Origin of the sequence: Neoasaia chiangmaiensis (genome assembly GCF_002005465.1) — a bacterium.
Classification (GTDB): domain Bacteria; phylum Pseudomonadota; class Alphaproteobacteria; order Acetobacterales; family Acetobacteraceae; genus Neoasaia; species Neoasaia chiangmaiensis.
The window spans coordinates 95,736-121,908 of sequence record NZ_CP014691.1 but is presented as its reverse complement, the minus strand read 5'-3'; the positions used below and the strand labels follow the sequence as shown (position 1 = coordinate 121,908).

17 protein-coding genes and 5 pseudogenes are annotated in these 26,173 nt (G+C 61.7%); 14 read left to right on the top strand and 8 right to left on the bottom strand.

The window, feature by feature from the left end:
• The 6 genes and pseudogenes from A0U93_RS00600 (at position 1) to A0U93_RS00575 (ending at position 6,736) form a co-directional block, all read left to right on the top strand.
• Positions 1–1,032 carry an HlyD family efflux transporter periplasmic adaptor subunit gene (locus A0U93_RS00600; protein WP_077805655.1) on the top strand — a complete coding sequence of 344 codons (1,032 nt, stop codon included), beginning with the start codon at positions 1–3 and terminating at the stop codon, positions 1,030–1,032.
• Positions 1,029–3,239, top strand: coding sequence for an FUSC family protein (locus A0U93_RS00595; protein WP_077805654.1), 2,211 nt, complete (start codon positions 1,029–1,031; stop codon positions 3,237–3,239). Before A0U93_RS00600 ends, A0U93_RS00595 begins: the two co-directional genes overlap by 4 nt.
• 5 nt (positions 3,240–3,244) lie before the next feature.
• Positions 3,245–4,810: a TolC family protein gene (locus A0U93_RS00590; protein WP_077805653.1), complete on the top strand. Its 1,566-nt coding sequence runs from the start codon at positions 3,245–3,247 to the stop codon at positions 4,808–4,810.
• A complete protein-coding gene (locus tag A0U93_RS00585; protein WP_077805652.1) occupies positions 4,807–5,280 on the top strand; it encodes a MarR family winged helix-turn-helix transcriptional regulator in 474 nt (157 codons plus the stop codon). The genes A0U93_RS00590 and A0U93_RS00585 overlap by 4 nt, the downstream gene beginning before the upstream one ends.
• 159 nt (positions 5,281–5,439) lie before the next feature.
• Positions 5,440–5,764: pseudogene (locus A0U93_RS17045) on the top strand (IS3-like element ISMtsp5 family transposase); the annotation flags it as partial.
• A gap of 214 nt (positions 5,765–5,978) precedes the next feature.
• Positions 5,979–6,736, top strand: a pseudogene (locus tag A0U93_RS00575) (IS5 family transposase).
• A 590-nt stretch (positions 6,737–7,326) separates the two neighbouring features.
• On the opposite strand, the gene A0U93_RS00565 reads toward A0U93_RS00575, so the two are convergent.
• The 6 genes from A0U93_RS00565 to A0U93_RS00540 all read right to left on the bottom strand — a co-directional run bounded on the left by A0U93_RS00565 (position 7,327) and on the right by A0U93_RS00540 (position 16,374).
• A complete protein-coding gene (locus A0U93_RS00565) occupies positions 7,327–9,390 on the bottom strand; it encodes a TonB-dependent receptor (RefSeq protein ID WP_211274033.1) in 2,064 nt (687 codons plus the stop codon).
• Positions 9,391–9,873: 483 nt separating this feature from the next.
• Positions 9,874–10,554, bottom strand: a complete 681-nt coding sequence (locus tag A0U93_RS00560) for an SDR family NAD(P)-dependent oxidoreductase (RefSeq protein ID WP_245825221.1) — start codon at positions 10,552–10,554, stop codon at positions 9,874–9,876.
• A gap of 54 nt (positions 10,555–10,608) precedes the next feature.
• The gene (locus A0U93_RS00555; protein WP_077805647.1) at positions 10,609–11,313 is read right to left on the bottom strand and encodes an FCD domain-containing protein; all 705 of its coding nucleotides are present in this window, start codon (positions 11,311–11,313) and stop codon (positions 10,609–10,611) included.
• A gap of 44 nt (positions 11,314–11,357) precedes the next feature.
• Entirely contained in the window at positions 11,358–12,680 is a 1,323-nt protein-coding gene (locus A0U93_RS00550) for an NAD(P)/FAD-dependent oxidoreductase (RefSeq protein WP_169852658.1), read from the bottom strand.
• Positions 12,677–14,320 carry a hydantoinase B/oxoprolinase family protein gene (locus tag A0U93_RS00545; protein ID WP_077805645.1) on the bottom strand — a complete coding sequence of 548 codons (1,644 nt, stop codon included), beginning with the start codon at positions 14,318–14,320 and terminating at the stop codon, positions 12,677–12,679. The genes A0U93_RS00550 and A0U93_RS00545 overlap by 4 nt, the downstream gene beginning before the upstream one ends.
• On the bottom strand, positions 14,317–16,374 hold the full coding sequence (locus A0U93_RS00540; protein WP_077805644.1) for a hydantoinase/oxoprolinase family protein: 2,058 nt from the start codon (positions 16,372–16,374) through the stop codon (positions 14,317–14,319). The genes A0U93_RS00545 and A0U93_RS00540 overlap by 4 nt, the downstream gene beginning before the upstream one ends.
• Before the next feature lie 128 nt (positions 16,375–16,502).
• Here A0U93_RS00540 and A0U93_RS00535 point away from each other — a divergent pair, with 128 nt between their 5' ends.
• Positions 16,503–17,861, top strand: a complete 1,359-nt coding sequence (locus A0U93_RS00535; protein WP_077805643.1) for a M20/M25/M40 family metallo-hydrolase — start codon at positions 16,503–16,505, stop codon at positions 17,859–17,861.
• A complete protein-coding gene (locus A0U93_RS00530; protein ID WP_077805642.1) occupies positions 17,858–18,817 on the top strand; it encodes a hypothetical protein in 960 nt (319 codons plus the stop codon). The genes A0U93_RS00535 and A0U93_RS00530 overlap by 4 nt, the downstream gene beginning before the upstream one ends.
• Before the next feature lie 40 nt (positions 18,818–18,857).
• Here A0U93_RS00530 and A0U93_RS00525 read toward each other — a convergent pair whose 3' ends face one another.
• Both A0U93_RS00525 and A0U93_RS00520 read right to left on the bottom strand, forming a co-directional pair.
• Positions 18,858–19,703: a sulfurtransferase gene (locus A0U93_RS00525; RefSeq protein ID WP_077805641.1), complete on the bottom strand. Its 846-nt coding sequence runs from the start codon at positions 19,701–19,703 to the stop codon at positions 18,858–18,860.
• A 4-nt stretch (positions 19,704–19,707) separates the two neighbouring features.
• The gene (locus tag A0U93_RS00520) at positions 19,708–20,712 is read right to left on the bottom strand and encodes a 1-aminocyclopropane-1-carboxylate deaminase/D-cysteine desulfhydrase (protein WP_211274032.1); all 1,005 of its coding nucleotides are present in this window, start codon (positions 20,710–20,712) and stop codon (positions 19,708–19,710) included.
• 141 nt (positions 20,713–20,853) lie between these two features.
• On the opposite strand from A0U93_RS00520, the gene A0U93_RS00515 reads away from it, so the two are divergent.
• The 6 genes and pseudogenes from A0U93_RS00515 (at position 20,854) to A0U93_RS16320 (ending at position 26,080) form a co-directional block, all read left to right on the top strand.
• Positions 20,854–22,185, top strand: coding sequence for an MFS transporter (locus tag A0U93_RS00515; RefSeq protein ID WP_169852657.1), 1,332 nt, complete (start codon positions 20,854–20,856; stop codon positions 22,183–22,185).
• Positions 22,166–24,463 carry a molybdopterin-dependent oxidoreductase gene (locus A0U93_RS00510; RefSeq protein ID WP_077805638.1) on the top strand — a complete coding sequence of 766 codons (2,298 nt, stop codon included), beginning with the start codon at positions 22,166–22,168 and terminating at the stop codon, positions 24,461–24,463. The genes A0U93_RS00515 and A0U93_RS00510 overlap by 20 nt, the downstream gene beginning before the upstream one ends.
• A gap of 123 nt (positions 24,464–24,586) precedes the next feature.
• Positions 24,587–25,002: pseudogene (locus tag A0U93_RS00505) on the top strand (transposase); the annotation flags it as partial.
• A gap of 77 nt (positions 25,003–25,079) precedes the next feature.
• A pseudogene (locus A0U93_RS00500) lies at positions 25,080–25,469 on the top strand (IS6 family transposase); the annotation flags it as partial.
• 49 nt (positions 25,470–25,518) lie between these two features.
• Positions 25,519–25,647, top strand: a pseudogene (locus tag A0U93_RS16070) (IS3 family transposase); the annotation flags it as partial.
• Entirely contained in the window at positions 25,586–26,080 is a 495-nt protein-coding gene (locus A0U93_RS16320; protein WP_169852645.1) for an alpha/beta fold hydrolase, read from the top strand. The pseudogene A0U93_RS16070 and the gene A0U93_RS16320, both read left to right, overlap by 62 nt.
• Positions 26,081–26,173 lie beyond the last annotated feature (93 nt).

The window sequence follows — 26,173 nt, the reverse complement described above, 5'->3', positions numbered from 1 at the left end:
ATGGGACGTTTTCATCCTTCCCCAGCCCGCGTCGGCGGAACTGCGCTTCTTATCCTTTCCCTGTTCGGGTGTACCGTTCTCGGCATCCTCGTTCTCGACCGACTGCACCAGCGGCCCAGGACGGAGGACGCCTATCTCGCGGCAGATATCGTTCACCTCGCGCCGGAAGTCAGCGGACGGATCGTTTCCATGTCCGTCCGGGATAACCAGCATGTCCAGCGTGGACAGGTGCTGTTCGTTATTGACCGCGAACCGTTCGAATATCGGGTGCAGCAGGCGCAAGCGCAGGTCGACAACCTCAACGCCCAGATCGAGGTTCAGACCAATCAGGTCAGTTCCCAGGTCTCGCGCGCCGAGGCCGAGGCCAGCAGTGTCAGCGCGGCGCGTGCCCGCCTTTCCCTCGCTCAAGCCACGCAAGGCCGCCTCGAACCCTTGACGCGGCAGGGATTCGTGACTCACGAGGCGCTGGATCGGGCGCGCGCTGAAACCCGCAGCGCGGAAGCCAACCTTCAGTCGGCGCTTCAAGGGGCTCTTTCGGCCAAGCAAGCTATCCGGAGCGTTGCGCCCCTGAGAGCGGACTTTGCGGCCGCGCAGGCCGTCCTGCGGGAAGCTCAGCGCGACCTGCGCCTGACGACCGTTCGCGCTCCGTGCGATGGAATCGTCACTGACCTCACGGTTGCCGCAGGTGAATTCGCAACCACCGGACATCCTGTGTTCACTCTGGTTGACGATGAACGCTGGTGGGCAATCGCCAATTTTCGCGAAACCCAGCTTTCCACGCTTGCCCCGGGGCAGAAAGTCAAGGTGTACGCCATGGCAAAGCCGAATGAGCCAATCTACGGTGTCGTGGACAGCCTGAACGCCGGCGTCGTCCCGGACGAAGGCGCCAGCGCAGGTGGCCTGCCGAAAGTTCCGCGCACACTTAACTGGGTGCGCATCGCCCAGCGTTTTCCAGTGCGTATTCTTCTGCGCGATCCTCCATCGCGTCTGATGCGTATCGGTGCGACCGTGGTCGTGGTCGTGATGCCATGAGCGCAGGCCCCTCGCCGAGGGAACTGCCACCGCTGCCGCAGATGGACGGAGGCGGCCGACAGGGCTCCTTTGGAGCGTTCCGGGCGGAAATGCTCCCGACACCCGGGCGATTGCGCAATACGCTTGTTCTTCTGACACAGGTCATCATCGCGATCACGATCGGAGAAACCTTTCGTATTCCGATGCTGTCGATCCTGATCATCATCAGTTTCTTTCTCTCCGGGAACGACGCCGTCTCGAACACCAGCACGGTCCTCATGGCGGGTACGACGATTATTGCAGGAACGCTCCTGACGATCGTCTTTCTGATGCTCAGCCTGTCGGAGCCCGGACTGAGACTTCCGTGCATGCTCATGCTGACGCTCTGCGCGGGATTTATGTCACAGGCGGCAACTCTTGGGCCGCTGTTCAATATCCTGTTCTTCTGGATCGTCTATATGGCGATGAACGCGGATATTCTCGACGCTGTCGGGTATTCGCTGGACGGGTTTGTCGGCAACACCACAGACAGCATCGTCCCAGACGCGGCCTTTCTTCCGCCCGAGGAATCAATGCTGCATCTCCTGCTGTGGATCTGCTTCGTTTTCCTGATCGGCATCACGCTGCTTGTCGTGACGAACAAGCTTGCCGGGCACGATCCGCTCGTGGCACTGCGAAACGGCCTAGTTGCGCGCCTCAATGCACTCGCTGATTTCTGCGAGGCACAGAATATTCCGAACGCCGTTCGCCCCCTGCATCGTTTTGCGCAGCAGGGGGGTGTGGGGCTCAGACGCGCTCACGATCTCGCATCGAGGCTTCATCCGGACCTGTTGGAGCGCCGCGCGGGAATCGCAATGATCCGCACCATAACGCGCCTCGTCCTGATCACGGTGTATCTCCAGCCGCTGCTTGAAGAGCGCGACGACGCCTTCATGAGAGCCGTGGGCCGCAAGGCCCGCCTGTGCGCGGCGGCCCTTGAGAACCGGAGACGGGACCTGCAGGGTCTGGAAGCTGACGATATAGATCTCTCTGCGATCGCCAGGGAGACGATGCATACGGACCCGTTACGTTTTCCCCTTGGCACGGAACTGGCGCGGGCCCTGACGATCATTCGATCACTCATTCTGGTCCCGGACACCGAAAAGCTTGGTTTCGTGCCGGAAGCCCCAGCTCCGGCCCGGACCTATCTCAAGCCGGACGCCTTCAAAAACCCTGCCTACGCACAGGCCGCCGTACGGATCGCCTTGTGCGTGGCGATCTGTTACGTCATCACGCGCGCCACCTCCTGGCCGGGCATCCAGACCTGCGTCGTCACATGTTTCCTCGTCTCTCTGGAAACTGTCGGCGATACCGTACACAAGATGCTTCTGCGCATAATTGGCGCACTGGTCGGCGCATCATTCGGCATCGGCACGATCCTCCTGCTGATGCCCTATATGACGGACTGCACCGAACTTCTACTCGCTGTCGTGCCTGTCACGCTGCTGGCCGGGTGGATCAAGAGCGGCAGTGATCGCATCGCTTATGCCGGCGTCCAGATAGCGCTCGCGTATTTCATGACCGTTTTGCAAGGCTATGGGCCGACGCTCGACATGGAAACGGGACGCGACCGCGTCGTCGGCATCCTGATTGGCAATATCGTGGTCTATCTTGTCTCGGTCTCGCTCTGGCCCGTCAGTGTCACGGCAACAGCCCGACGACATCTGGTCAACGCGACACGCCTTCTGGGCAGCCTGCTGATATATCGACGTAAAGATCCTGAATCTCTCCTGGAGACCGGACAAGAGATCGAGCGTGAAAATTTTGGCAAGGCCATCGCCGCAGTCCGGAGCTCCATCGCGAACGCTCCCCTGGAAGTCTTTCGCTTCGGGGATCCCCATGAAGTGCGCGAGATCGACGAACGCATGATCACAGCCATTCAGATGCTTGCGGTGCCGATCGCCCTTCTCGCCGACATCAATCCCCCCGCAGACGACATCGTGCGGACGCATGAGGAAAAATTGAAAAACTGGTTCGACGAGTTCGCATTGTGGGTCAGCGACGGAGAAAACGGCCGCGACCTTCTGCGGGACCTCCCCCAGCCTCCCGACTTGCCCTCGGACCCACAAAGAGAAATCTGGTTCAGAGTGCTGGACCAGCACCTGAGGCTTATACTTGGGGATCTCGTACCCGGTCTCGCATCGCAGACATCCATGCCAACCTTGAACATTCACAAAGCCCGAGCCTAATTTCGATGCCGCCAGTCAAGACATTCACGATAAAAGCATTCGCTCTATGCGGCTGCTCCGCCCTGTGCCTCGCTCTGACGGCGTGCAACGATACGCGTGATCTGGCCCCTGACAGTCCGGCCGATCCCTGGCGTCCGGCCGCTTCGACCGGGCTAAGGATTCCCCCCTCGGCTCAGGGATTTGTGACACCGCGCGAGCCGGGAACAGGAGCGGAGGCCGTAGCAGCACAAGATGATGCCCTGTCGTCCGCGAGCGAAGTCAGCGGCAACCCAGTCGGCCTCGCGGAGATGATCGACATTGCCGAACGTCATAATCCCCAGACCCGCATCGCCTGGGAGGCGGCCCGGCAGGCGGCAATCGGCGTCGGGATGTCGAGAGCGGCACTTCTTCCGCAGTTGACCCTTTCCGCGATGGGCGGTTTTCAGCGTCTGGCGTTTCCGCTGCCCAATTATCTTTCGAGCCGTGGATATCTGACGTCGAACGGAGCGGCGGTCTTTCCGAAACTCGAACTCGACTACCTTCTTCTCGACTTTGGCCACACGCGTGCACTCGTCCAGCAAGCCCAGCAGACCGCGCTTGCCGCCAATTTCGGATTTACGGCGATGCATCAGGAACTCATCCTCGATGTGATCCGCGCTTACTATGCCCATCAGGCCGCACAGGCCATCGTGGGCGCCTCGAAAGCTGCCGCCAAAAACGCGTCCGTGCTATTGCGATCTGCCGATGCGCGCCGTAACAACGGAGAAGCAACCGTCGTTGACGTCGCCATCGCTGAACGCAATCTTGCGCAGGCGAACTATGACTGTGACAAGGCGGAAGATACAGAACACGCCACGAAACACGCACTTCTTGCAACGATTGGGTTGCCCGCCACCGCACAGTTGAACATTCAACCCACTAACGAACAGCGCCTTCCGCAGATACCCGCGCAAGCAGTTCACAAACTGATCGAAGAGGCTCTCAGAGCGCGTCCCGACATTCTGGCCGATGTCGCTAAGCTCCGGGCCGAAGAAGCTGCAGTTAAAAGTGCCCGAGCCAGCCTGAGGCCACGCATTTCACTCGCAGCGAACGTGTCGGCATATCTGGGCGAACTCAAGACATACGGAACCGCCCAGTCTGCTCCCGCTTCCGCGATCGCACAACCGCAGACGCAAGCCTTTCTGCAAATGACGTGGCCGATTTTTCAGGGAGGCCTGCGCGCAAACGCCATCCACATGGCCGAATCCCGCGAAGCCCAAGCAACTGCAACCTTGGAAAAGGATCAGATTGCCATGGAGCGTGAAGTTGCCGATGGACAGGACGAACTGGAAACCGCCCTTGCGCAGGTTCGTTCGGCGGAAGCCCTGCAAAACGCTGCCCTGACGGCATTCGATAGCGCCTCGCAGTCCTATGCTCACGGCGTTGGCACTTTTACAGACGCGTCCAACGCGATCTCGGCCCTTTATGGTGCCCAGGCTGCACTGGCCGTCAGCCGCGCCGATCTCTTCACCAAGGCAGCCGCTCTTGCGCATGCGACCGGACAACTCGTCTCGCCGGGGAAACCCTTCGGCGGAATGGATGACGAAGAATGATAGGAAGTCGTGAAGTTGAAGCGATTTCGCTTGGTCGTCAGCTCAGCCTCATCGCTCGACGATGGCGGCAAATCCTCGACGCTCGACTGCGTCCGTTCGGCGTGACGGATGCAACCTGGCAGCCCCTTCTGGAACTCAAAAGGCATAACAGCCCGATGCGTCAGAAAGAGATCGCCGATGCGCTACAGCTCGACAAATCCTCCGTCGTCCGTACTCTTCGCATGCTTGAGAAAAAAGGGCTCATCATCCGCTATCCTGACGAGCACGATAAACGCTCTCACTATATTGCCATGACGGAAGCCGGGCATAACTGCACGCGGGACATTTTGAGAATTGCTGCAGAGTTGGAGCAGGAAATACTCGAATTTCTCGGTCCGGAAAGCACTGCTCTCACCTACGAGATCGCGCAGAAAATATTTCGGTCCGTGGAAAGGGCCGGACAATATCTCACTGGCCTGGATTATACATGATGGTTAACGGATATGGGTTCGACGTAGTGACCTGATCTGGGTTCTCCCGCCTCCCGGTTTTTTTGACACAGCCGATAAGCACGTGAGATACGTGCGGAGGTTGTCACGATGACGAACGACCTGAAGAACGACGCGAAATGACCAGAGGATAGTGAACGGATGTCACGCCGTCGTAAGAAGGAGGCTGTGCTAGGTCTGCTGCGTGGTGAGGAACTGGAGATGGTCTCGCGCGAGCTCGGCCTGTGATGTCCGCAACCCTGAGCGGATGGCAGGACGCCTTCCTTTCCGGGGGCGAGGCCAGTCATGCGCCCCGTCAGACCGACGGCGAAACTCTGGAGAGCAATCGCCTCAGGGCAAAGCTCGGCGAGGTCATGATCGAGCGTGAACTGCTGCATGAAAAGATCGCAGACATGGAGGCTGGCCGCCCTTTGGGCCGCAAGAGGCTGCGACCATGAGCGTTGCGGTCTCCCCCTCTTCCGGTCGCCCCTAGCCGCCATCAATCCCTCGCCCAGGACCATGTCGATACCAGGGAGTGTCATCAGCCGTTCTACATGATCGGAATGGATTGCCGTTTGCGCGAGATCTCATTCGACGCTCCTACGGCGTGTCATCAGTTAATTTCTGGGAGTATGACGTAAGGGTTGTACTTTCTGGTTGCCTGTGCTGACAGTTTTCCCGGCTTTGAGGGAGAGCAACAGATGCGGCGATACGGTCTGCGCGATGACCAGTGGGAGCGAATGAAAGGCCTTCTTCCCGGTCGGGAGGGTCATGTTGGCGGCACGGCCGCGGATAACCGTCTTTTCGTGGAAGCCGTGCTGTATCGCTATCGCGCGGGCATCCCGTGGCGTGATCTTCCTGTCCGTTTCGGAGACTGAAAAAACGTCCACCGGCGTCTGCGCCGCTGGGGTGAAAGCTGTGTGATCGAGAGGATTTTTCGCTATCTGGCCGCGGATCACGACAATGAATACATGCTGATCGACAGCACCATTGTCCGGGCGCATCAGCACAGTGCCGGAGCCCTCAAAAAAGGGGCTCGGATCAGGCCATCGGGCGATCCCGGGGCGGTCTGACCACAAAGATCCACCCATCTGTGACGCGTTGGGCAATCCCATGGAGATCGACATTACACCGGGTCAGGATGCGGATATCAGCCTGGCGGAACCAATGCTGGACAATATTGAACCGGATGCCTTCCTGGCTGACAAGGCGTATGATGCCGACAGACTGACTGATTGATCGGCTCACAGAGCGCGGGATTACTCCGGTCATTCCGCCCAAAAGCAACAGAACGACCTAACGGGAAACAGGCTTCGCTCTCTACAGGGAGCGTAATCTTATCGAACGATTCTTCAATAAGCTGAAGCAGTTCAGGGCTATCGCAACACGCTACGACAAGTTGAAATCAACCTTTCGCACAGCGGTCCAGTTCGTCTCAATCATCATTCTGCTTAACTGACGACACGCCGTAGCATCGGCGATGGGTTTTCTGCTGCAAGCGCTCTGGGCAGAGGACTCCGATCATCGCCGGTTCTGGACTGCGGTAGGCAACTTGCTGAGCGCGTCAAACTGCGACCCTATCATCTGCAGCATGACCGCTCGCATGGGCATGATTATCCGAGAGCCCGGTCGGCCAAGGCAATCGCACTTGAAGTTTTGATACTCTTGACCGACACGATGCGCCTCAAAAGGAGCGCATTTTGATTGCTACAAGCGCGCTTGAGATGGCCGAGGCATTTTTGCGGACGGACAACTCGGCTATAGGGCTCCAAGTGCGATTGCACTGCCCGGCCACCCCCCCTTGTTGTAGTGACAGACCCGGTCCCGTAGCGCCTGGCGATCCATCCCAACCCAACGGGCCGCATCGCCCCGCGACGCTCTCCATAGACCAGCGCCAGTGCCAGCATGTGGCGACACGCCGCATCAAACTCCGTCCGCATTATGTCGATCGCCGCCGCCATCGCGTCCTCTATCAGAACAGAAAGGCAGCGCATCACAGAAACGCCAAAAGGGGAATTCTGACAGCGATTCCAGAAGTTTCGCCGAGCGTTACAGCCCGAACGAGAACCCGCCCTCGAGTGTCAGGCGCGGCTGCGGTGCGGTGTAGATCGTCGAGCCTGAAATCCACTCGTCTTCCGCAAACCGATTGCCGGGGAACACGATGCCCGACAGCCAGATGCGCATGTTCGACAGGCGCGCATCGGTGTAGGAAACGCGGGTCGCGATGCGCTGATATTGCGGCGCGGTGTAGGTCCGTGCCGAATTGAGCGGTTGTGGACCGATGAACTGATGCGTGACGTTGAGGTCGATTGCCTTCTGGTCGGTGATAGGGAACGTGGCGTGCACCCCATATCCGGCCATCCAGTCCGCGACGTTTGGAATGAAGCTGGTCTGTGTGCTGACGAGGCGTGCGCGCACCCAATTGTAGTTCGCCTGAAGATCGATGATCGCATGTTTGCTCTTGATCAGCGTGATGGCGCCGTCCGCATCGTAGCCGCTGCGATGCGACTTTCCAAGATTGGCCTGCGTCAGGGTCGCTTGATTGAAGCCGATTTCGTTGGAATCGATCGTGACATAGGCGCTGCCCTGGATATGGGCATTCAACGGCTTGTAGTCGAAGCGCATGCCGGCTTCCTCGCTGCCTAGCTTCGACGGCTGCAAGGTCGAATTGACCGGAATGTCGGTATTGGCGTCAGGCGAGGTGATGCTTTGTCCGTAATTCAGGAACCCCGTCCAGAAAGGTACTGGATTGATGGCAAGCGCTGCCTTGATCGACGGTGCGCCCGTGTGGGCCGCAACCCGGGGACGGGAGATGCCGCCCGTGCCGTAGCGTGTATCGTTGACCGAATACATGAAGTCGTCATAGCGCATGCCTCCCGTCATCTTGATCCAGCGCAGCGGGCTGATCGAGGTCGAGGCATAGGCGCCGTTCGCGATTTCCGTGAAGCGGTTCATGTTCAGGAAACTGCCGTAATATCCCGGCACTGCCGCAGTATAGGCAACGTTGTTCTCGCCCAACTGATGGAAATTGCGCGCGAAATCGACATGCGTTCCGGCCCCGACCTTGAAATCCCATGAACCACCGTTGGGCAGTCGGAACTTCCAATAGGGATCGACCGTCGCGCCGACGGTATAGCGATCGTCGAGATACAGATGCTGCACGTTCGTCGTGCCGGGCAGGCCCGTCGTCGTGGAGCGCGTCAGCCAGGTCTTGTTGACGAACACGTTTGCATCGAGCGTGAAGTTTCCGGAAACATGCTCGAATTGGCCATTCAGCGTGTATTGGTCATTGGCGCCGCGATCGATATAGGATCGCGGGTCGCGCTCCGACATCCGCCCGGACTGGATATAGGACAGCGGGATCGAATAGGGCTGGCCATAGCCGGTGATATACGCCTGCGCCGTCACGCGCAGCGTGTCACGCTCGTTGAACCGATCGACGAACTTCGTGAAGCTGTTGATCCGACGCGTCACGCTGTTGCGGCGATAGCCGGAGTCGAAAAGCCCCTCCACCGCCGTATAGATCGAGGCATGGGAATTCAGGCGGCGTCCCAGCGTCACGAGCGCCCGCGCCCGACCGAACGAGCCGCCCGTCACCGAGATGCCCGGCCCCACATAATCGCGGGTCGTGATGATGATGCTGCCAGCACTCGCATAATTGCCGCCATAACGCGCATCGAACGGCCCGGAAATAACGGTCATGCCCCCCAGCAATTCGGGGATCAGCGGGTTGAGGTCGTTATAGCCGTTGAGGATGCCGGAATAGACGTTGCGGATCGAGCCGTCGATAAATGTCGCGATATAGTTGCCGTCAGACTCGCTCGACCAGCCACGCGCGCCGATGCCCTGCGCGATGCCGCCGTCCTGATAGTCGTCAACCTGAAAGCCCGGAACTGAACGCAGCAGATCGGCTGTTACGTGGACAGGCGTGCGGCGGATTTCCTCGTTGTTGAAATGGCTGACCATCGCGATGTCGCTCAAGGGCGAATTGGACATCTGCATGGGCTTCGCGGCCGAGCGCGCGCCGGTGCTCACGATGCCGGTCGAACGGACTTCCACCATTTCAGGGGCCGACGTGGGCTGCGCCTGAGGACGGGTCTGGAGCGCGGGCACTGCTTGCCTTGCGGGCGTCTTGTCGGTGCTCCTTGGCGCGGCTTGCGCGCAGACAGGTACTGCCAACATCGCAACACTCATGAAAAACCATGCTCGCGACGCAGCATTTATGCGCATCGAGGATCGGTCTCCTTTGAAAATCTGACGCATCACGCAAGTCCCACAACAAAACGGAAGTATTAGTTCCGGGCCACAGAATTAAGGTCTTCGACGAGATATAGGCCACACAATGAAATATCATATATCGCGTCTGATCGCGGTAACTTGCTGTCCACGGCGGCCAGCCATCAAGCGATCGTTGCGCCGTCGCGAACCACTCAAGCCGAGACGTGAGAGATAAACCGCATAAGATAATATATGATATATCTTGAGTGTTTTGGAGGCGTCAAGCCATTTTGTGGTCGCCAACCGGAATGTTCCGGTATAACAACGAGTACGCCATATTTTACGTCGTTTGTCTCGATCGCAGCGCCCGATGCTGCCCTACAGCGAGGCCTCGAGCCGGCAATTAACGAGGATTTCCGCAACGATCGCGGTGTTCGGCAGCCGCAAGGTCAGCTCGGTCAACGCGGCCAGATCTTCCGGCTGCGTCATGTCCTCAGGCGCCACGGCCACATGGCCTGCGACCATCGGCGTGTTGACAAAACCGGGGCAGATCGCTGTTGCCCGAATGCCGTCGTCCCATCCTTCGCGACGAATAACATGCGTCATCGCCGTCACCGCGAACTTGCTGGCAGCATAGGCGATATTCGTGTTCGCAACCCGCTTGCCCGATAACGACGAGACATTGATTACCCGCCCGTGCCCTGCCCTGCGCAACGCAGGAAAGGCCGCGCGCACAACCCGCAGCGGCGCCTTGAAGTTGATCGCCCAGCTCTGGTCCAGCGCGGTTTCATCCTCGTCCTCGAGCCGCGACGGCAGCAACACCCCTGCGACATTGATGACGGCATCGATCGCACCAAACCGCGCGATCGTCGCTGCAACCCACTGCTGTCCCGCATCCGGCAATGCTGCATCATAGGGTACACACAGCAACTGGTCAGGGCGCGCTTCCAGATCGTCCAATCCACCGATGTCGCGCAGTCCCGCCGAGACGCGCCAGCCGTTCGCCAGCAGGCAGCACAGGATGCCGCGCCCGACGCCGCCGGACGCACCACTAAGCATAACCACACGATTTTCAACGGGCAGCATAGATCACCATCACATTCGCACGCGGGATCACGCCGTCGCCGGCTCGGCCAATGCCGCCGCCTTCTCGAGATTGGTGACGATAATCCGCGTCCCCTCCTCGATGGAGTTGCTGACGATCTCTCGTACGGCTGCCTCGTCACCGGTCTCGAAGACTGCAATCAGACGGTCGTAATTATGGCTGTCTGTGCTGCTCAGATCGCCTTGCGGAAACAGGAAATTGAGGGTCGGCCCAATTTTCAGCCAGAGATTCTCTATGACCTCGAGCAAGTCCGGCATTTCTGCCGTCGCATAAAGCGCGAAGCGGAAGCTGTGGTTGAACGCCAGCGCCTGCGCCACCTGCCCGCGCCGCTTGGCCTCCTGAAACGATTCCTGGATCGCACGCAATTCATTCAGGCGCTTGGCGGTCATGTTGTGCATCGCACGGGATGCCGCCAGCGGCTCGACGGCCTTGCGAATGTCCGAAAGCTCCCGATAACGGGCGCTGCTCAAGAATGGGACCATAAAGGACTGCGCCGGCAGCGCTTCCAGCACACCGATGGCCGCAAGCCGCAGCAGGGCTTCTCGAACCGGCGTGATGCTGGTTCCCAGCAACTCCGCCAGTTCCCGCGTGACCAGACGGTCCGATGGACGCAGCCTTCCCTCCAGAAGCTCCCGCTTCAGACAATCTTCCGTATATTGAGCAAGCCCGATTTTCTGGGCACGCGGAATTTTCATCGCCGCCAACCTGCTCATCGCCACGGGTTCCTCAAACAAACCACCATTGCACTATCATTCATCTAATGCGTTCCGTGCCTTGCGGCGGCGAACGGCGCGGGATCGACCGTAGGCGCCTGTCCGCACATTATATGACATATCAAGTTTCCCGCAGCAGGCGCGATACCGAAACCGTGCCCGGAAAACCCGGTTGCGATATACAAACCCTCGATCATTCGGCTGCGATCGATGACCGGAACCGCATCGGGCAGCACGTCGATCATCCCGGCCCACGTCTGCGCGATCCGCACACCCTCGAACGACGATATATTTCTGACCAGACGCCGCAAGCCCTGGCGCATCACATCGTGCTCCGGTGCGGGATCGAGCGTGCAGCACTGCTCGAATACGGAACGCTCGCCGAGCACGCTCTTCGATCCGATCAGGGTCGATGTCTGCCCGCTCCAGTCCGGGCGAAAGCGGATCTTGTCGCTTCCACCCAGCCAGGACTTCATGAAGCGCGGCCCGAGCGCGAGGCTGCCGCGCGACAGGTCGTGGCGGGCAACGCCGCGCCGGGCGATCGTGTATCCACCATCATCGCGCCTGCGATATGCGAAATCCGGGCCACCCACCGCGCAATCGGGAATGTCGGCCCCAGCGGCTGTCGGTGCCGTGCGCGCCGCCGTCGAAATGACGCCAAGCTGCGGCAGCGACAGCCCGATCCCCTGCAGCAGCAGGCGCGACCACACACCCCCGGCCACCAGAACCTGGCCGCAGGCAACGCGGCCATGCTCGGTGACGACAGCCTGCACCCGGCCGCCATGCGTTTCGACCCCGCGCACGGCGCATCCCGTGCGGATCATGGCGCCCGCGCGGACCGCAAGCCCTGCCACGACGGGTGCTGCGCGTCCCGGCTCGGCCCGGCCGTCCGATGACGTATGCATGCCCCCGGCCCAGGGTGCCGAACCCGGCGGCAGAAACGTCTCGACCTCACGCGCGTCGAGCAGCGTGGTGTCGTGATGGCCGCGTGTCGCAGCGGTTTCGATCCACCGACCGTAACGCCGCAGATCAGCCGCACTCTTGGCAAGATACAGCGTGCCACACTGCCGGAAGCCCACGTCCACGCCGGCATCGGGTTCAAGCGTCCGCCACCGGTCGAGGGCCTCGCGGCTCAAGGGGATTTCCGCCGCCGCACGGCCCATCGTGCGGCACCAGCCCCAGTTTCGCCCGGATTGTTCAAGCCCGATCCCGCCCTTCTCGCACAGCAGGACAGAGCGCCCCGCACGTGCCAGATCCAGGGCCGCAAACACGCCGACAATGCCGCCACCCACGACGACGCAATCAACGCGCTCCGGCAAGCCGCCCTGAAACGCCGCATCATACGCGGCGCCGTCGGTGCCGCTCATGCGCTGCGCGCCACCAGTCCGCACCGTTCGTCGTGTTGCTGCATCTCTGCCGGACGGTCCGACAGCGCGCCATAACCGCCGCCGCCTGCCGTGCTGAATGTCAGCACACTGCCGCGCTGCACGAAACATGTCGTCTTGCCGGGAAGTTTGCGGCTGGTTCCGTCAAGCGTGACCGTCAGGGAAGACCGGCCCGCAGCCTGTCCGCCCGCGATCCCCCACGGCCGGTGCCGCGTCCGATCCATGTGAACCGTAACGACGCAGTCGGCCAGAAGCTCGATTTCGCGCACCAGACCATGGCCGCCGCGATGACGGCCCGCGCCGCCGCTGCGCTCCACAAGCCCATAGCGACGCACAAGGAACGGATATTCGCGCTCCATCTGCTCGATCGGCGAATTGGCGGTGTTGGTCATGTGCGTGTGGGTGGCGTCGGCACCATCCGCATCGGACAGCGCGCCCTGGCCTCCGCCATGCGTCTCGACATACGAGAAATTGCAGTTGCGGACGGGGTCATATCCCCCAACCACCAGCGCGTTCATACTGCCCGAGGACGCGGCCATCGCCTGCTCCGGCATCAGCTGATTGAACGCCGCGATCAGCACGTCGCATGTGCGCTGGCTTGTGATCGACGTGCACAACGCCACCGCCGCAGGCTCCCGCGCATTGACCAGACTCGCCTCGTCGCTGTCGAGCGCAATGACATCCGCGAGCCCCTGGTTCGACGGCAGATCCGGGTCCAGATACGTCTTGGCGACATACAGTAGGCAGCTGGTCGTGATCAGCCATGTCGCATTCACAGGCCCCGCGATCTGCGGCGACGTGCCCGAGAAATCCGCATGAATGACGCCGTCGCGGATCGCCAGCGTCACTCTGATCACCAGATCACGCTCCTGCCCGTCCGTGTCCCATTCCAAAATTTCCGAACAGGTCGCAGACCGCTCCTCGAGCGAGGCGAGACGCCGCCTCAGCCGCTCGGCCGTCGCTGCCAGCAGCGTCTCGACCGCGCCCTCGAACGCGCCTGTCCCGATGCGGCCATACAGGCTGGTAAGGCGCTGCACGCCGGTCCAGTTCGCCGCGACCTGCGCCAGAAGATCGCCCGAAACCATGTCAGGAAGGCGGCTTGCACCTGCAACCAGCGCCACGATCGTGGGGTCGATCGCACCGTCACGCAGCAGCAGGAGCGGCGGCATCCGCAGCCCCTCCTGCGCGATCTCGTGCGTGCCGAGCGACAGCGACCCGGGTGCGGCCCCGCCTACATCGACGTGATGCGCCATGTTCGCGACATAGCCGATGCGCGCGCCGTCCACATCCACGGGCGCCACGATCGTGACGTCCGGCAGATGTGAGCCGGAAATCCACGGATCGTTGACAATCCACATGGCACCCACCGGCAGATCGCCCGATCGCGCCCGGCACCGCTCGATCAACCCGCCGAACAGCCCGAGATGGACGGGGATATGCTCGGCCTGTGCGATCAGGCGTCCCCGCGCATCGAAGACGGCGCAGGAAAAATCCCGACGTGAGCGGATGTTGACGGAATAGGCCGTCCGCACGAGGGCGGCACCCATCTGCTCGGCTACGGCCTGAAGGCCATGGCGCAGAATTTCCGCAAGGATGGCCTTGTTCTGCTGGATTGCGATCATTGCTGCGACAACTCGATAACTAGATTGCCCTGTGCGTCCACCATGACGGCATCATCCCCGACATAGACGGTCGAATCCGCCTGCTCGATCAGCAACGGACCGTGCCAGCGTCGACCCGGCGCCATTTTCGTCCGATCAAGCACCGGCGCCTCACGGAATGCGCCCGCAACCCAAAGCGGCGTCGTCGTCATGACGGCATCGCCCTCGCCTTCCGCCGCTCTACCCAGCATGGGCGAGACGAAATCGGGCGAAGGTGCGTGGCCGATGGCGCGCAGCATGCGGATTTCGACTGCTTCCTCGGGTCGCTGGTAGCCGAAGCGTTGGGCATGCAGCGCGTGGAACGCCGCCACCGCATCGCCGACCGCATCGCTGCTGCCTGCGACATATGTCACGCCGAGATCATGCCCCTGCCCGCGATAGCGCATCTCGAGCTCCATGGTCGTCGTGACCTGCGCCGGATCGATACCATCGATCGCAGCGCGGGCCGCAATGGCCTCGCGCGCCTGCCCGACCGCCACATCCAGCGCCGCGCTATCGGCATGATGGCCCGAACGCACGACAACCGACACGACACTCGCCTGACTATGCGTCCACGGAGACAGCAAAACCCCCAGCGCACAAAGCATGCCCGGCGCCGGCGGCACGATGACGGTGCGCATTCCCAGATCGCGACACAGATCGGCCGCATGCGCCGGACCCGCACCGCCGAACGCCATGCCGACGAATGTTTCGGGATCGAATCCGCGCTCGATCGTCATCCGGCGCATGCCGCGACTCATGCTTGCGTTCACGACCGCAAGAATACCCGACGCCGCCTCTTCCACCGAAATGCCCAGAGGCTGCGCGATATGCGCGTTGATCGCCGCCACCGCCTTGTCGCGGTCGAGCGTGATGCCGCCCGAAATCTGGCGGTTGGCGCGCAGACGCCCCAGCACGACATTAGCATCGGTCACCGTCGGACGCGTGCCGCCCTTGCCATAGGCACACGGACCGGGACGCGCGCCTGCACTCTCAGGCCCGACGACCAGAAGGCCGCCTGCATCGATTGTAGCGATACTGCCGCCTCCGGCACCCAGCGTCACGATGTCGAACATCGGCACGTTGATGGGAAAGCCCTGCAATGCGCTGTCGTGGCGGCGGATCACGTCGCCGCCTTCGATCAGGCCGACATCGAAGCTCGTGCCGCCCATGTCCATCGTCACGACGTTGAGATATCCGGCCTGCCGTGCCGTCCAGGCCGCGCCCATCATGCCGCTTGCCGGTCCGGACAGGCAGGTATGGACTGCCTTTTCCCGGTAGGCGGCTGCAATCGGCATGACACCGCCGCCCGACTGCATGATCACGACCGGTGCCTGCACGAACGCCTCGTCCAGACCAGCGCTGAGCGCCGCCAGATAGCGCTCCAGCGGCGGCGTGAGATAGGCGTTCATGACGGCGGTCGATGCGCGCTCGAATTCACCCGGCTCGGGCGAGATGTCGGCCGAGCACGAGATGGAAAGCCCGGGCAGCAATGCCCCCAGTGCTTCGGCAACCGCATGTTCATGCGCGGCATTGGCATAGCTGTGCAGCAGGCAGATCGCGACCGCATCGACCGCCCCCTGGAGCAGACTTTCGGCAATTGCCGCCATCTCTGCCGGATCGGGCGCCTGAACCACCTGGCCGCCCGCATCCATCCGCTCTGCCACCTCGAACACGAGATGCCGCGATACCAGCGGGTCCGGGCGCCGCAGATGTGCGTCATAGAGCGACGGCCGCGTCTGGCGCGCGATCGCAAGGATATCGCGGAACCCCTTCGTCACCAGCAGCGCCGTGACGCCGCCCTTGCGCTCGAGGATCGCATTAGTCGCAACCGTCGTGCCGTGGGCGAAGCGTTGCAGCGCGTCAGCAGGCACCCCCGCCTCGGCCCTGGCCTGCGCGCTGGCCGCCAGAACCGCTTCCGCCTGCGCGCCCACGGTCGTTGGAATCTTGACATAGACCACGCGGCCCATGCGGCTATCCGCCAGACAGACATCCGTGAATGTCCCCCCGACATCGCATCCAATCAGGTAGGACATCGACTTTCCACCCTCGACTTTAAATCTGGTTTCAAATTCGATATATCATATATCATCGATCAACAAGTTTATTTTTGGATCATATCGACCCGGTGCGATATGCAGTCCCGGACACAGGGAGACCGACGATGAGCGCCATCGCGCAGGCCACACGGCCACTCGTGGATCAGACGCTGTCGCTGCTTCATGACTGGACGACGCTGCGCTCCACCGCCGACAATACGGCAGGGCGCCGCCAGATGGCCCGCGCGCTGACGGCCTTCCTGCGCGACGAACTTGGCGCTGCGATTATCGAGCCGGGCGAGACCCGAGATCTGATCCACGCGCGGATCGATCGCGGCCTTCCGGTCACGCTGCTGCTCTACAACATGTATGACGTCATGCCGGCCAGCGCCGAAGGCTGGGTGCTCGATCCGTTCGTGGGCGGCATCGTGGACCTGCCGGGGATCGGCACCAGTTTCGTCGGACGGGGTGCCGAGAACAACAAGGGCCCGCTCGCCGGGATGCTGGCGATGCTGCGCGACCTCGTGCAACGCGACGCCCTTCCGGCCAACATCGAGATCATCCTCGACGGGCAGGAAGAAACCGGCAGCGCCGATCTGCGCACGTATCTGCGCAACGGCACCGTTGCACGCGCCGGTGCCGCGTTCTTTCCATCGTTTTGCGAATATGGCGGCGCGCCACCCCGGATCTTCCTCGGCTCCAAGGGGATCGCGCGCGGAACGATCGTGGCACGCGGCGGGCCGTCTGGCGGGCCCACCGCCCCGATTCACTCGTCCAACAGCCCATGGATCGCCAACCCAGCATGGCGTCTGGTGCATCTGCTTGCGACACTCGCACCCGACAGCACCGGTGCGCTCGGGCGCACCGCGCCCACACAACAGACGTGCGACCTGATCAGCACACTGGCCGATCAGTTCGACCCGCAACGCGAACTGCAAATCCGAAAATCGGAACGCTACGCGATCGACGGCACGACCGAGGATCGCGTCACCGCATTGCTGATGTCCGCCAACCTCAACATCTCGTCGATTGTCACCGACAGGACCGCCGACAGCGGCGTCATTCCGCCGTCCGCGCAGGTGGCATGGGATCTGCGATGCCCGCCGAACCGCGATCCTGAGGCGATGGTGGCCGACATCCGGCAGAAAATCGCGGATTTCGGCCCGGACATCACGCTGACGCATGATAGCGGCTATGCCGGGGCGACCTTCCGAAGCGACCATCCTGCCGTGATCGCCCTGACGCAGACATATGAGGATTTCGGGATTGCGCCCCAGATCTGGCCCTGGACGGTCGGCGCGATGCCTTGTGGCCTGTTCCAGGACGTGACGGACATCTTTCTGCTCGGCGGCCTAGGGCATGGCGGCCATGCCCATGCCGCCAATGAGTTCGTGACGCTGGAAGGGCTTGCGCGCTTCATGACCTCGCTGTCCGTCTGGATCGACCGGACCGCGCGCGCTTTGCTTGCTGTCCGCGCATCATGATTGTCCTGTCCGCAAACACCGTCAGCGCCCTTGGCGGCCACGACATTCTCCGCGCCATCGACGATGTTCGGCGCACGACCGCCCTGTTTGCCGCAGGTGATGCCGGCATGGACGCTGAAAATTCCGTGCCTCTCGCACCAGAGGCTGGCCCCCATGCCCGCGCCTATGCGCTGCCCGCCTGGGTTGGCGGCGACTATCAGGCAGCGGGCGTCAAATGGACGGCGCATCGGCAGATTCGCCCGACGGAAGAGGGCGCATCTGTTTCCATGACGCTTGTGAACGACCGTCGCAGCGGCGCGCTGCTGGGCGCAGTCGAGAGCGACGGGCTGACACATGCGCGGACGGCGGCCGTGTCGGGTGTCGCCGTCGGTGCATTTCGACCCGCAGGCGTGCGCCATGCGCTCGTGATCGGGGGCGGCGCCAATGCGCACGCGCATGTCGACATGGCCAGCGTGGCCCTCCCCGGGTTGCAGACCCTCGCGGTCTGGTCGCGCGACCCGGCTCAGGCGCAGACCCTGCGCGCCACTCATGCCGATGATCCGCGTCTGCATGTCGCGACCTCGCTGGACGATGCGATCGGCGCTGCCGACACGGTGTTCTGCTGCACGAGTTCTGTCGAGCCGTTCATCATGCAGCGGCACGTGCGCCCCGGCCTCACCTTCGTTCAGGCCGGGCACCATGAAGTCGAATTCGATGCCATCACGCAGTTCGATCACATCACCGGCGATCGATGGGGATCCTTTGCCGAGCGCAGCGGCAAGAGCCTATTCCGGCTTTATCGCGCAGGCGGATTTCCGCGCGCGTGCCTCGATGCCGATCTGACCGATGCCGTGAGCAATGCGTGGCAGGCACCGCCGCAGGACAGCCTATATTTCTCGAGCTTCGGGCTAAACATTTTCGACATAGCCCTGGCCGCGCGCGTCCTGAAGGACGCGATCGCTGGCGGTGCGTTCTGAAAGACGCAATCTCGGGCAACGCATCCTGAGAGACGCGATGTCAGGCGAGCGGCAGGTCCGGCCGCGCACCCCATTCCTCCCATGATCCATCATAGATCCTTGGACGCGGCCAGCCACAGATCGCAAACACCAGCGCCAGAATGCACGCCGTCACGCCCGACCCGCAGCTAACGATAACCGGCGCATGCGGATCGATCCCCTTCCCGGCCACGATGGCCGCAAGAACATCCGGCGCTCGAAGGCACCCGTCCGCATCCATCAGTTCCGCATAGGGAATGTTTGTAGCACCCGGAATATGTCCCGCACGCACGCCGGTATAGACGCCCGTCACATCGCCACGGAAAAACCCGGGCGGCCGCACATCCACGATCTGCGCGCCGCCATGCTCCACCACCTGCAACACGTCCTGCCACGTGCAGGTCGCAGCCGCATCGTCGCTCAGGACGACCGCCCGCCAGTCCGTCGGCTGGACAGGCGGAGGCAATCCGGTTTCCATGGCGCCCTCGGCGCGCTCCCATGTCGGCATGCCGCCATCGAGCACAGCCACCCGCGCAACCCTGAAGGACCGCAACAACCACCAGACTCGCGCCGCGCTATAGAGCCCGTTGCGGTCATAAACGACGAGTGGCAGGGCCGGATCTATCCCCGCCTTCTCCACAAGCGGCACGAACGCATCGAGCGCCGGCCGCATCCGCCCCGGGCCGCCTGGAACCGCCGGAGCCGCGATCCGATCGATATCAAACCGCACGGCTCCCGGAAGCCTGCGAGCCGCAAACTCGGCGCTCACATCGCGTCCGGTCGAGGGCGGCGCCCATGTTGCGTCGAGGAATTGCACAGCTCCCAACCTCATGGCCGCTTGGGGTGACAAAAGGTCGGGCATCGTCATGGGCTCAGGCGTCAACCAGCGTTTCGGCGAACGGATACAGCGCCGGAGAGCCACCGCAATGAATGAACGTCACCTCAGCCCCTTGCGCGATCGTGCCGTCCTCCACCAAGCCGAACAGGCCGGCCATCGCCTTGCCGGTATAGACCGGGTCGAGCAGCAGACCTTCGGTGCGGCCCACACGCAGGATGGCGCTGTTGCCATCATCGCTCGGCACGCCATAACGCGTACCGACGAAACGATCGGCAACCGATACGTCTTCCGGCTGCCACCTGAACGTCTCGCCCAGAACGTTCGCGCACTCGTTGGCGATCTTCGAGACGACACCCTGGAACCAGGCAGCATCGCGCGAAACGCTGATGCCGATCACACGCGTCTGCGGCCAGAACATCTTGCAGCCGACCAGAAGGCCCGCAAACGTGCCGCCTGAACCGCATGGCAGAAGGACAACGTCCGGCGCGCGCGCGCCGCTTGCCTCATACTGCGCCCGCATTTCCTCAACCGCACGCACATAGCCGAGCGCGCCGGTGGCGTTCGCGCCGCCTAGCGGAATGATGAACGGCACTTCTCCGTTCTGGCGCGCGGCTTCGGCATGTGCCTCCATCCGTTCCTCGATCAGGTCGAAATAGGCATCGGGATCCAGAAATTCGAGTTCCGCGCCGAAAATACGGTCTAGCAACAGATTGCCCTGATACGTGTCGGGCCGATCGCCGCGCAGCACCAGGACCGAGCGCATCCCGAATTTTGCTGCCGCCGCCGCGACCGTCCGAGCATGGTTGGATTGATGGCCGCCCGTTGTGATAAGCACATTGGCACCCTGCGACCGCGCATCGGCCATCAGATATTCCATTTTGCGAATCTTGTTTCCGCCGACACCGAAGCCCGTATAGTCATCGCGCTTGATCCGGAGACCGATCCCGAGCTCGGCGCCAAGCCGCTCCATCGCCTCGACAGGCGTCGGCAGAAACCCGAGGGGAACCCGGTCAAAATCAGCAAGCTTCATAGCGAACATCGTCCATTTTTCTGATTGGCGGCACGCCCGATGCGCGATATTTGGCATAGCTGCATCGACGAGTTGATATATGATATATCTATCGCAGGCGCTCCGCAACATTCGCCTGCACCTATCCACCGCCGGAAACCTGCCACAGTCATGTCGATCCACGAGAAAACCGATACCGTAACGAAGTCCGCCTATCGGGCCGTCGATCGGAACGTCCTCGCCGTCATCTCGTTGGCGTATGTAGTCAACTGTGTCGACCGGGCGAATATCTCGTTTGCGCATCTGCGGATGGACAAGACGCTGCACCTGACGGAAACGGACTACGGGCTGGCCATTGGCCTGTTCTATACCGGGTATGTCCTGTTCCAGATCCCGTGCGCGTGGCTGTTCGAACGTATCGGCGCCGCCAGGACTTTCTCTCGCATCATGATCCTGTGGGGGCTTGCGGGCATGGCGATGGCGCTGTGCACCCAGAAGTCCCATTTGTTTGGCCTGCGCTTTTTGCTCGGCGCATTCGAGGCCGGGTTTTCCCCGCTATGCATTTATTTCCTTCGCCGGTGGTATCAGGACAGGCGCCTTGGCCGGGCAATCTCGATCCAGCAGATCGCAGGCCCGCTGTCGGGCGTGCTAGTCGGCCTGATATCGGGCGACATCATGACGCGTGCCGAAGGGCTGTTCGGAATCGCAGGCTGGCGGTGGATGTTCATGATCGAGGCATTCCCGGCCCTGCTTATCGGCACGTGGATTCTGTTCCTCCTTCCCAACTCTCCGGCCGATGCGTCGTGGCTTTCATCCGCGCAGAAGAGCGCATTCGGAAACATCGCTCTGCCACCAAAGCCTGGGACACCGGTCGCAGGCGCTGCCCGTCCGCAGGTGAGACGCTGGGCCGTAATTCTGTTCGCTTTTCTGGGAATTGTCTGCGGCAACGATATCTTCAGCTTCTGGCTGCCGCGTCTCATCGCCGAGGCGCATGTGGGCTCACTCCGCATGGTCGGCGTGCTCTCGTCCTTGCCGTTCGCTGCCGCCGCGGTCGCCATGATCGTGGCCGGCCGCCTCGCTGATCGCTTTTCGGAGCATCGCGTGACGCTGTGTCTGGCAGCCTGCGCGCTCGGCGCCGCCTGCCTGCTGTTGCTTGCGATCGACACTGCGAATATCGCCGTGGTTCTGGGATGCACAACTAGCGGGCTGGCCAGCCTCTATGCGGCCTATGTGATTTTCTGGACGCTCCCGGATCGGCTTTTGGGCGCGCCCGGATCGGCCACCACATATGCCGCGATCAACACATGCGGCATGATCGCGGGGATAATTTGTCCCATCGTAGCCGGGCGACTCCTTGATGCGACGGGAAGCTTCGTGCTCCCTTTCTGCGGCACGGCGCTCCTGCTGATCTGTGGCGGAACCGGGCTCCTCATACTCGGCACATCATCTTCCAACGACTCCGGCAGCACGAAAGTCACAGATCATGACGTCCAGGAGATATAACGCTGCCCATTGGGGAGTTTACGAAGTTCAGCAAGGTGGCAAAGACGGCATAACGCTTGCGCCATTCGCCGCTGATCCGTCGCCGAACCGGATTGGCCTGGATCAGCGCAGTCCTGATGTGATGCGGCTGCGCATCGTGGGACCAGCCATCCGTCGGACATGGCTGGACAGAAAAACCCGAGGCCGTCGAGGGGATTCCGGGCCCGACGCTTTCGTGACCGTACCCTGGGACGAGGCAGTCGAAATCGTCGCGGATGAATACCGCCGCATCACCTCGACCCACGGCAACGAAGCGGTATTCGGCGGGTCATACGGATGGGCCAGTGCCGGGCGGTTTCACCATGCGCAGAGCCAGCTTCATCGTTTCCTCAACCTGTCCGGCGGCTATGTCCGCAGCGTCGACAGCTATAGCCTCGGCGCCGGGCGCGTCATCATGCCGTATGTGGCTGCCCCGCTTGATACGATCCTGAACGAGGCGACGTCGTGGGATGTGATCGCAGCCCACACACGTCTGTTCGTCACGTTCGGCGGCGTATCTCCCAAAAGCGCGCAGGTGTCATCCGGCGGGGCCAGCACGCATCGCGTGCCGCAGGGCCTGCATCGGGCCGCGGCTGCCGGCGTGCGCTTCATCAACATTTCGCCCGTCGCCGACAATATCGATACCGGGGCGGGCGTCACGTGGATCCCGATCCGCCCCAACACCGACACTGCCCTCATGCTTGCGCTGATCCATGAGATGGACCGAACCGCGACACTCGACCGCGCTTTTCTCGAATCTCATTGCACCGGCGCCGAGCAATTCCTCGCATACATTCGGGGCACAACAGGCACGCCGCCCTGCGACGCGTCCTGGGCGGAACGCATCACGGGCGTGCCGTCCGCCACCATCCGCGCTCTGGCCGTCGACATGGCGGCCACGCGCACGATGCTGAATTGCGCATGGTCGCTCCAGCGCGCATCCCATGGTGAGCAACCATTCTGGACGATCATGGCGCTCGCGGCTTGTCTTGGGCAGATCGGCTTGCCGGGCGGCGGCTTTGCATTGGGATACGGCGCGATGAACAGCGTCGGCAGTCCACACATGCGCCTCAAGGGCCCGACACTCGATCAAGGCAAAAACCCCGTTGTACGCTTCATTCCGGTCGCCCGCATCGCCGACATGCTTCTGGCGCCAGGTTCAGCCTTCACCTACGAAGGCAAAACCCATCACTATCCAGACATCCGGCTCGTCTGGTGGGCTGGCGGCAATCCGTTCCACCACCATCAGGACACGAATCGCCTCCGTCAGGCGCTCCGCAGGCCGGACACGATCATCGTTCAGGATCCATACTGGACGCCGATGGCGCGTGCAGCCGACATCGTATTGCCCACCACAACCACGCTCGAACGCAACGACCTCGGCTATGCAACGCTGGAAGGCATGGTGATCGCCATGCAACGCGCGGCGGACCCGCATGCCCACGCTCTGGACGATCACGCAATTTTGGCCCGGATCGCACAAAAGCTCGGCTTTCTCTCCGCCTTTACGGAGGGGCGCACGGAGATGGAATGGCTGCGCGCACTGTATGATGGTTTTCGCACCGGGGCGGCGAAGTGCAATGTCACCACTCCAGATTTCGATACGTTCTGGGATCAGGGCTTGCTAGATCTGGGCGCTCATGCTCGGCCCAAAGTGCTTTTCGAGGCGTTCCGGGCCAATCCGCTGGCCAACCCCCTGCCCACGCGCAGCGGACGTCTTGAGCTCTATTGCGAAGCTCTGGCCGAACTCGACCTGCCGGATTGCCTTGGCCATCCTGCCTGGCTCGCACCTACGGAATGGCTGGGATCGCCCCTTACCACACAATACCCGCTGCATCTGATTTCCGATCAACCCGCCACACGCCTGCATAGCCAGCTCGACCACGCATCCCTCAGCCGCCGCGCAAAGATCCATGGCCGAGAGCCAGTTTACATCAGCCCGTGCGACGCCGTAGCCCGTAACATCAACGCAGGCGATATTGTTGAACTGTTCAATGGACGTGGCGCCTGCCTTGCCGCCGCTATCCCGGACCCCGCCATCATGCCCGGCGTTGTCCGTCTTTCAACAGGTGCATGGTCCGATGCCGACGGTCTGCGCGACAATCACGGAAACCCAAATGTCCTGACCTGCGACCAAGCGGCATCGGGCCTATCACAGGGTTGTGCTGCCCATACGTGCCTTGTCGAAGTCCGCCTTTTCACCGACCCAATTCCGCCGGTTATGGCGTTCAGGATGCCAACGTTAGAAAGCGCATCCTAGGTGTTTAGTCCCGGGGTTTGATGGTGTGATATTTTCACGAGAGTGGAAGGAAGCCTAAGAGCTGGTCCCGGAAAATTGGACAGAGTGATAAGCTATCCCCGGCCTGGATAGGAACAGGGACTGATGGGCAAGGTTACGAGGAAACGCTATTCGGGTGAGTTCAAGTCGCGTGTTGCTCTTGAGGCGATCCGCGGCGAGCAGACATTGTCGGAACTGGCGTCGAAGCACGGTGTGCATCAGACGATGATTGCCCAGTGGAAGCGTCAGGCGATCGAGGGCATGGCGGCGACCTTTTCGGCGAAGGCAGTTGCGGAGCCAGTGACGAGCGCGGCCGAGGTCGCGAAGCTTCACGCGAAGATCGGCCAGCTTTTGGTGGAACGGGATTTTTTGCGGGATGCCTCTGTTCGCTTGGGCGTGACCAGACGTGGCAAATGATCGACCCGCAACGTCCCCTTCTGCCGATCGTCAGGCAATGCACCATGCTGAGGCTCAACCGATCGGGGGTATATTATCAGCCTGCACCCGCAAACGCGTTCAACCGGTGCTGTCACATTAACGTTGTGGTTTTAGATTACCTTGCATGAGTGTCCCTGCTGCCATCTACAAACGCCATCGATTTCCCCGTGATCTGATTGCGCATGTTGTGTGGCTGTATTTCCGGTTCCCGTTGAGCTTCCGCCTGATCGAGGAAATGCTTTTTGAACGAGGGATTGTCGTGTCGTATGAGACGATCCGCCGCTGGAGCGTGAAATTCGAGGCGACATTTGCGCGCAGGCTGCGCCGTAAGGCAGCCAGACCCGGGGATATCTGGCATCTTGATGAAGTCCGGATCGTGATCCGTGGTCAGGTTCACTGGCTGTGGCGAGCGGTCGATCAGGACGGCTACGTTCTCGATGAAATCCTGCAAAGACGACGCAACACGAAAGCGGCGAGGCGGGTGCTGACGCGGCTTCTCAAGAAGCAGGGCGCCAGACCAAAACGCATGATTACCGACAAACTGAAGTCTGAACCGCCCCGGGATTAGCGGAGACCTTTCCACCTGAGAAGAAGGTCTGATGAGCAATTCTGTGAAGAAGTTTTCGCCTGAGGTTCGTGCCCGTGCGGTACGGCTGGTTCTGGAGCATGAGGGCGAGCATCCGTCGCGCTGGATGGCGATGGTGTCGATTGCCGGCAAGATCGGCTGTCCACGCGTATCGGCGCTTCGATGTCCAGGCGTTCCACCAACGCTGGCTGGAGGGCGTGCCCGAACACAAACGCGACTGGTTACTTCCCGCGGGATGGTTCGAGCAATGGGCTACGATCATTCTCGCCAGTGACCCTGCGGAACACGATGGCATCATCCGTGCGCCCGCAGGCGTGATCCAGGATGTCCGCGAATACTGGTCCGCCGGAAAAGCCTTCTATGACCCCGAAGGCATAACCGTCCCGGTCCTTCTGCTGCATGCGGAATGGGACCGCGATGTGACCATCACCCAGATGGCGAACCTGTTTCCGCGCTTTCAGAACGCCCCCTATCGGCGCTGGACCGAGATCGGGGAAGGAACGCACATGGTGGTCATGGAGCAGAACCGCTGGCAGATCCTCGAAAGCATCAAGGCTTTCCTGTCTGCACTCTGATATTAGCTTGCATCTCCTGTTCATCGATATCGCCCAACCCGGCAGAGGGATCGTGGAAATTTCACTGCGTTCTTACTTCGCGTCGTGCGTTTC

Excerpts from the sequence above, each read along its gene's own strand:
- A0U93_RS00545 (WP_077805645.1), bottom strand. The coding sequence starts at position 14,320 with ATGATCGCAATCCAGCAGAACAAGGCCATCCTTGCGGAAATTCTGCGC.
- A0U93_RS00535 (WP_077805643.1), top strand. The coding sequence starts at position 16,503 with ATGAGCGCCATCGCGCAGGCCACACGGCCACTCGTGGATCAGACGCTG.
- A0U93_RS00515 (WP_169852657.1), top strand. The coding sequence starts at position 20,854 with ATGTCGATCCACGAGAAAACCGATACCGTAACGAAGTCCGCCTATCGG.
- A0U93_RS00555 (WP_077805647.1), bottom strand. The coding sequence starts at position 11,313 with ATGAGCAGGTTGGCGGCGATGAAAATTCCGCGTGCCCAGAAAATCGGG.
- A0U93_RS00595 (WP_077805654.1), top strand. The coding sequence starts at position 1,029 with ATGAGCGCAGGCCCCTCGCCGAGGGAACTGCCACCGCTGCCGCAGATG.
- A0U93_RS00560 (WP_245825221.1), bottom strand. The coding sequence starts at position 10,554 with ATGCTTAGTGGTGCGTCCGGCGGCGTCGGGCGCGGCATCCTGTGCTGC.
- A0U93_RS00550 (WP_169852658.1), bottom strand. The coding sequence starts at position 12,680 with ATGAGCGGCACCGACGGCGCCGCGTATGATGCGGCGTTTCAGGGCGGC.
- A0U93_RS00510 (WP_077805638.1), top strand. The coding sequence starts at position 22,166 with ATGACGTCCAGGAGATATAACGCTGCCCATTGGGGAGTTTACGAAGTT.
- A0U93_RS16320 (WP_169852645.1), top strand. The coding sequence starts at position 25,586 with ATGAGGGCGAGCATCCGTCGCGCTGGATGGCGATGGTGTCGATTGCCG.
- A0U93_RS00520 (WP_211274032.1), bottom strand. The coding sequence starts at position 20,712 with ATGTTCGCTATGAAGCTTGCTGATTTTGACCGGGTTCCCCTCGGGTTT.
- A0U93_RS00585 (WP_077805652.1), top strand. The coding sequence starts at position 4,807 with ATGATAGGAAGTCGTGAAGTTGAAGCGATTTCGCTTGGTCGTCAGCTC.
- A0U93_RS00540 (WP_077805644.1), bottom strand. The coding sequence starts at position 16,374 with ATGTCCTACCTGATTGGATGCGATGTCGGGGGGACATTCACGGATGTC.
- A0U93_RS00525 (WP_077805641.1), bottom strand. The coding sequence starts at position 19,703 with ATGACGATGCCCGACCTTTTGTCACCCCAAGCGGCCATGAGGTTGGGA.
- A0U93_RS00530 (WP_077805642.1), top strand. The coding sequence starts at position 17,858 with ATGATTGTCCTGTCCGCAAACACCGTCAGCGCCCTTGGCGGCCACGAC.
- A0U93_RS00590 (WP_077805653.1), top strand. The coding sequence starts at position 3,245 with ATGCCGCCAGTCAAGACATTCACGATAAAAGCATTCGCTCTATGCGGC.
- A0U93_RS00600 (WP_077805655.1), top strand. The coding sequence starts at position 1 with ATGGGACGTTTTCATCCTTCCCCAGCCCGCGTCGGCGGAACTGCGCTT.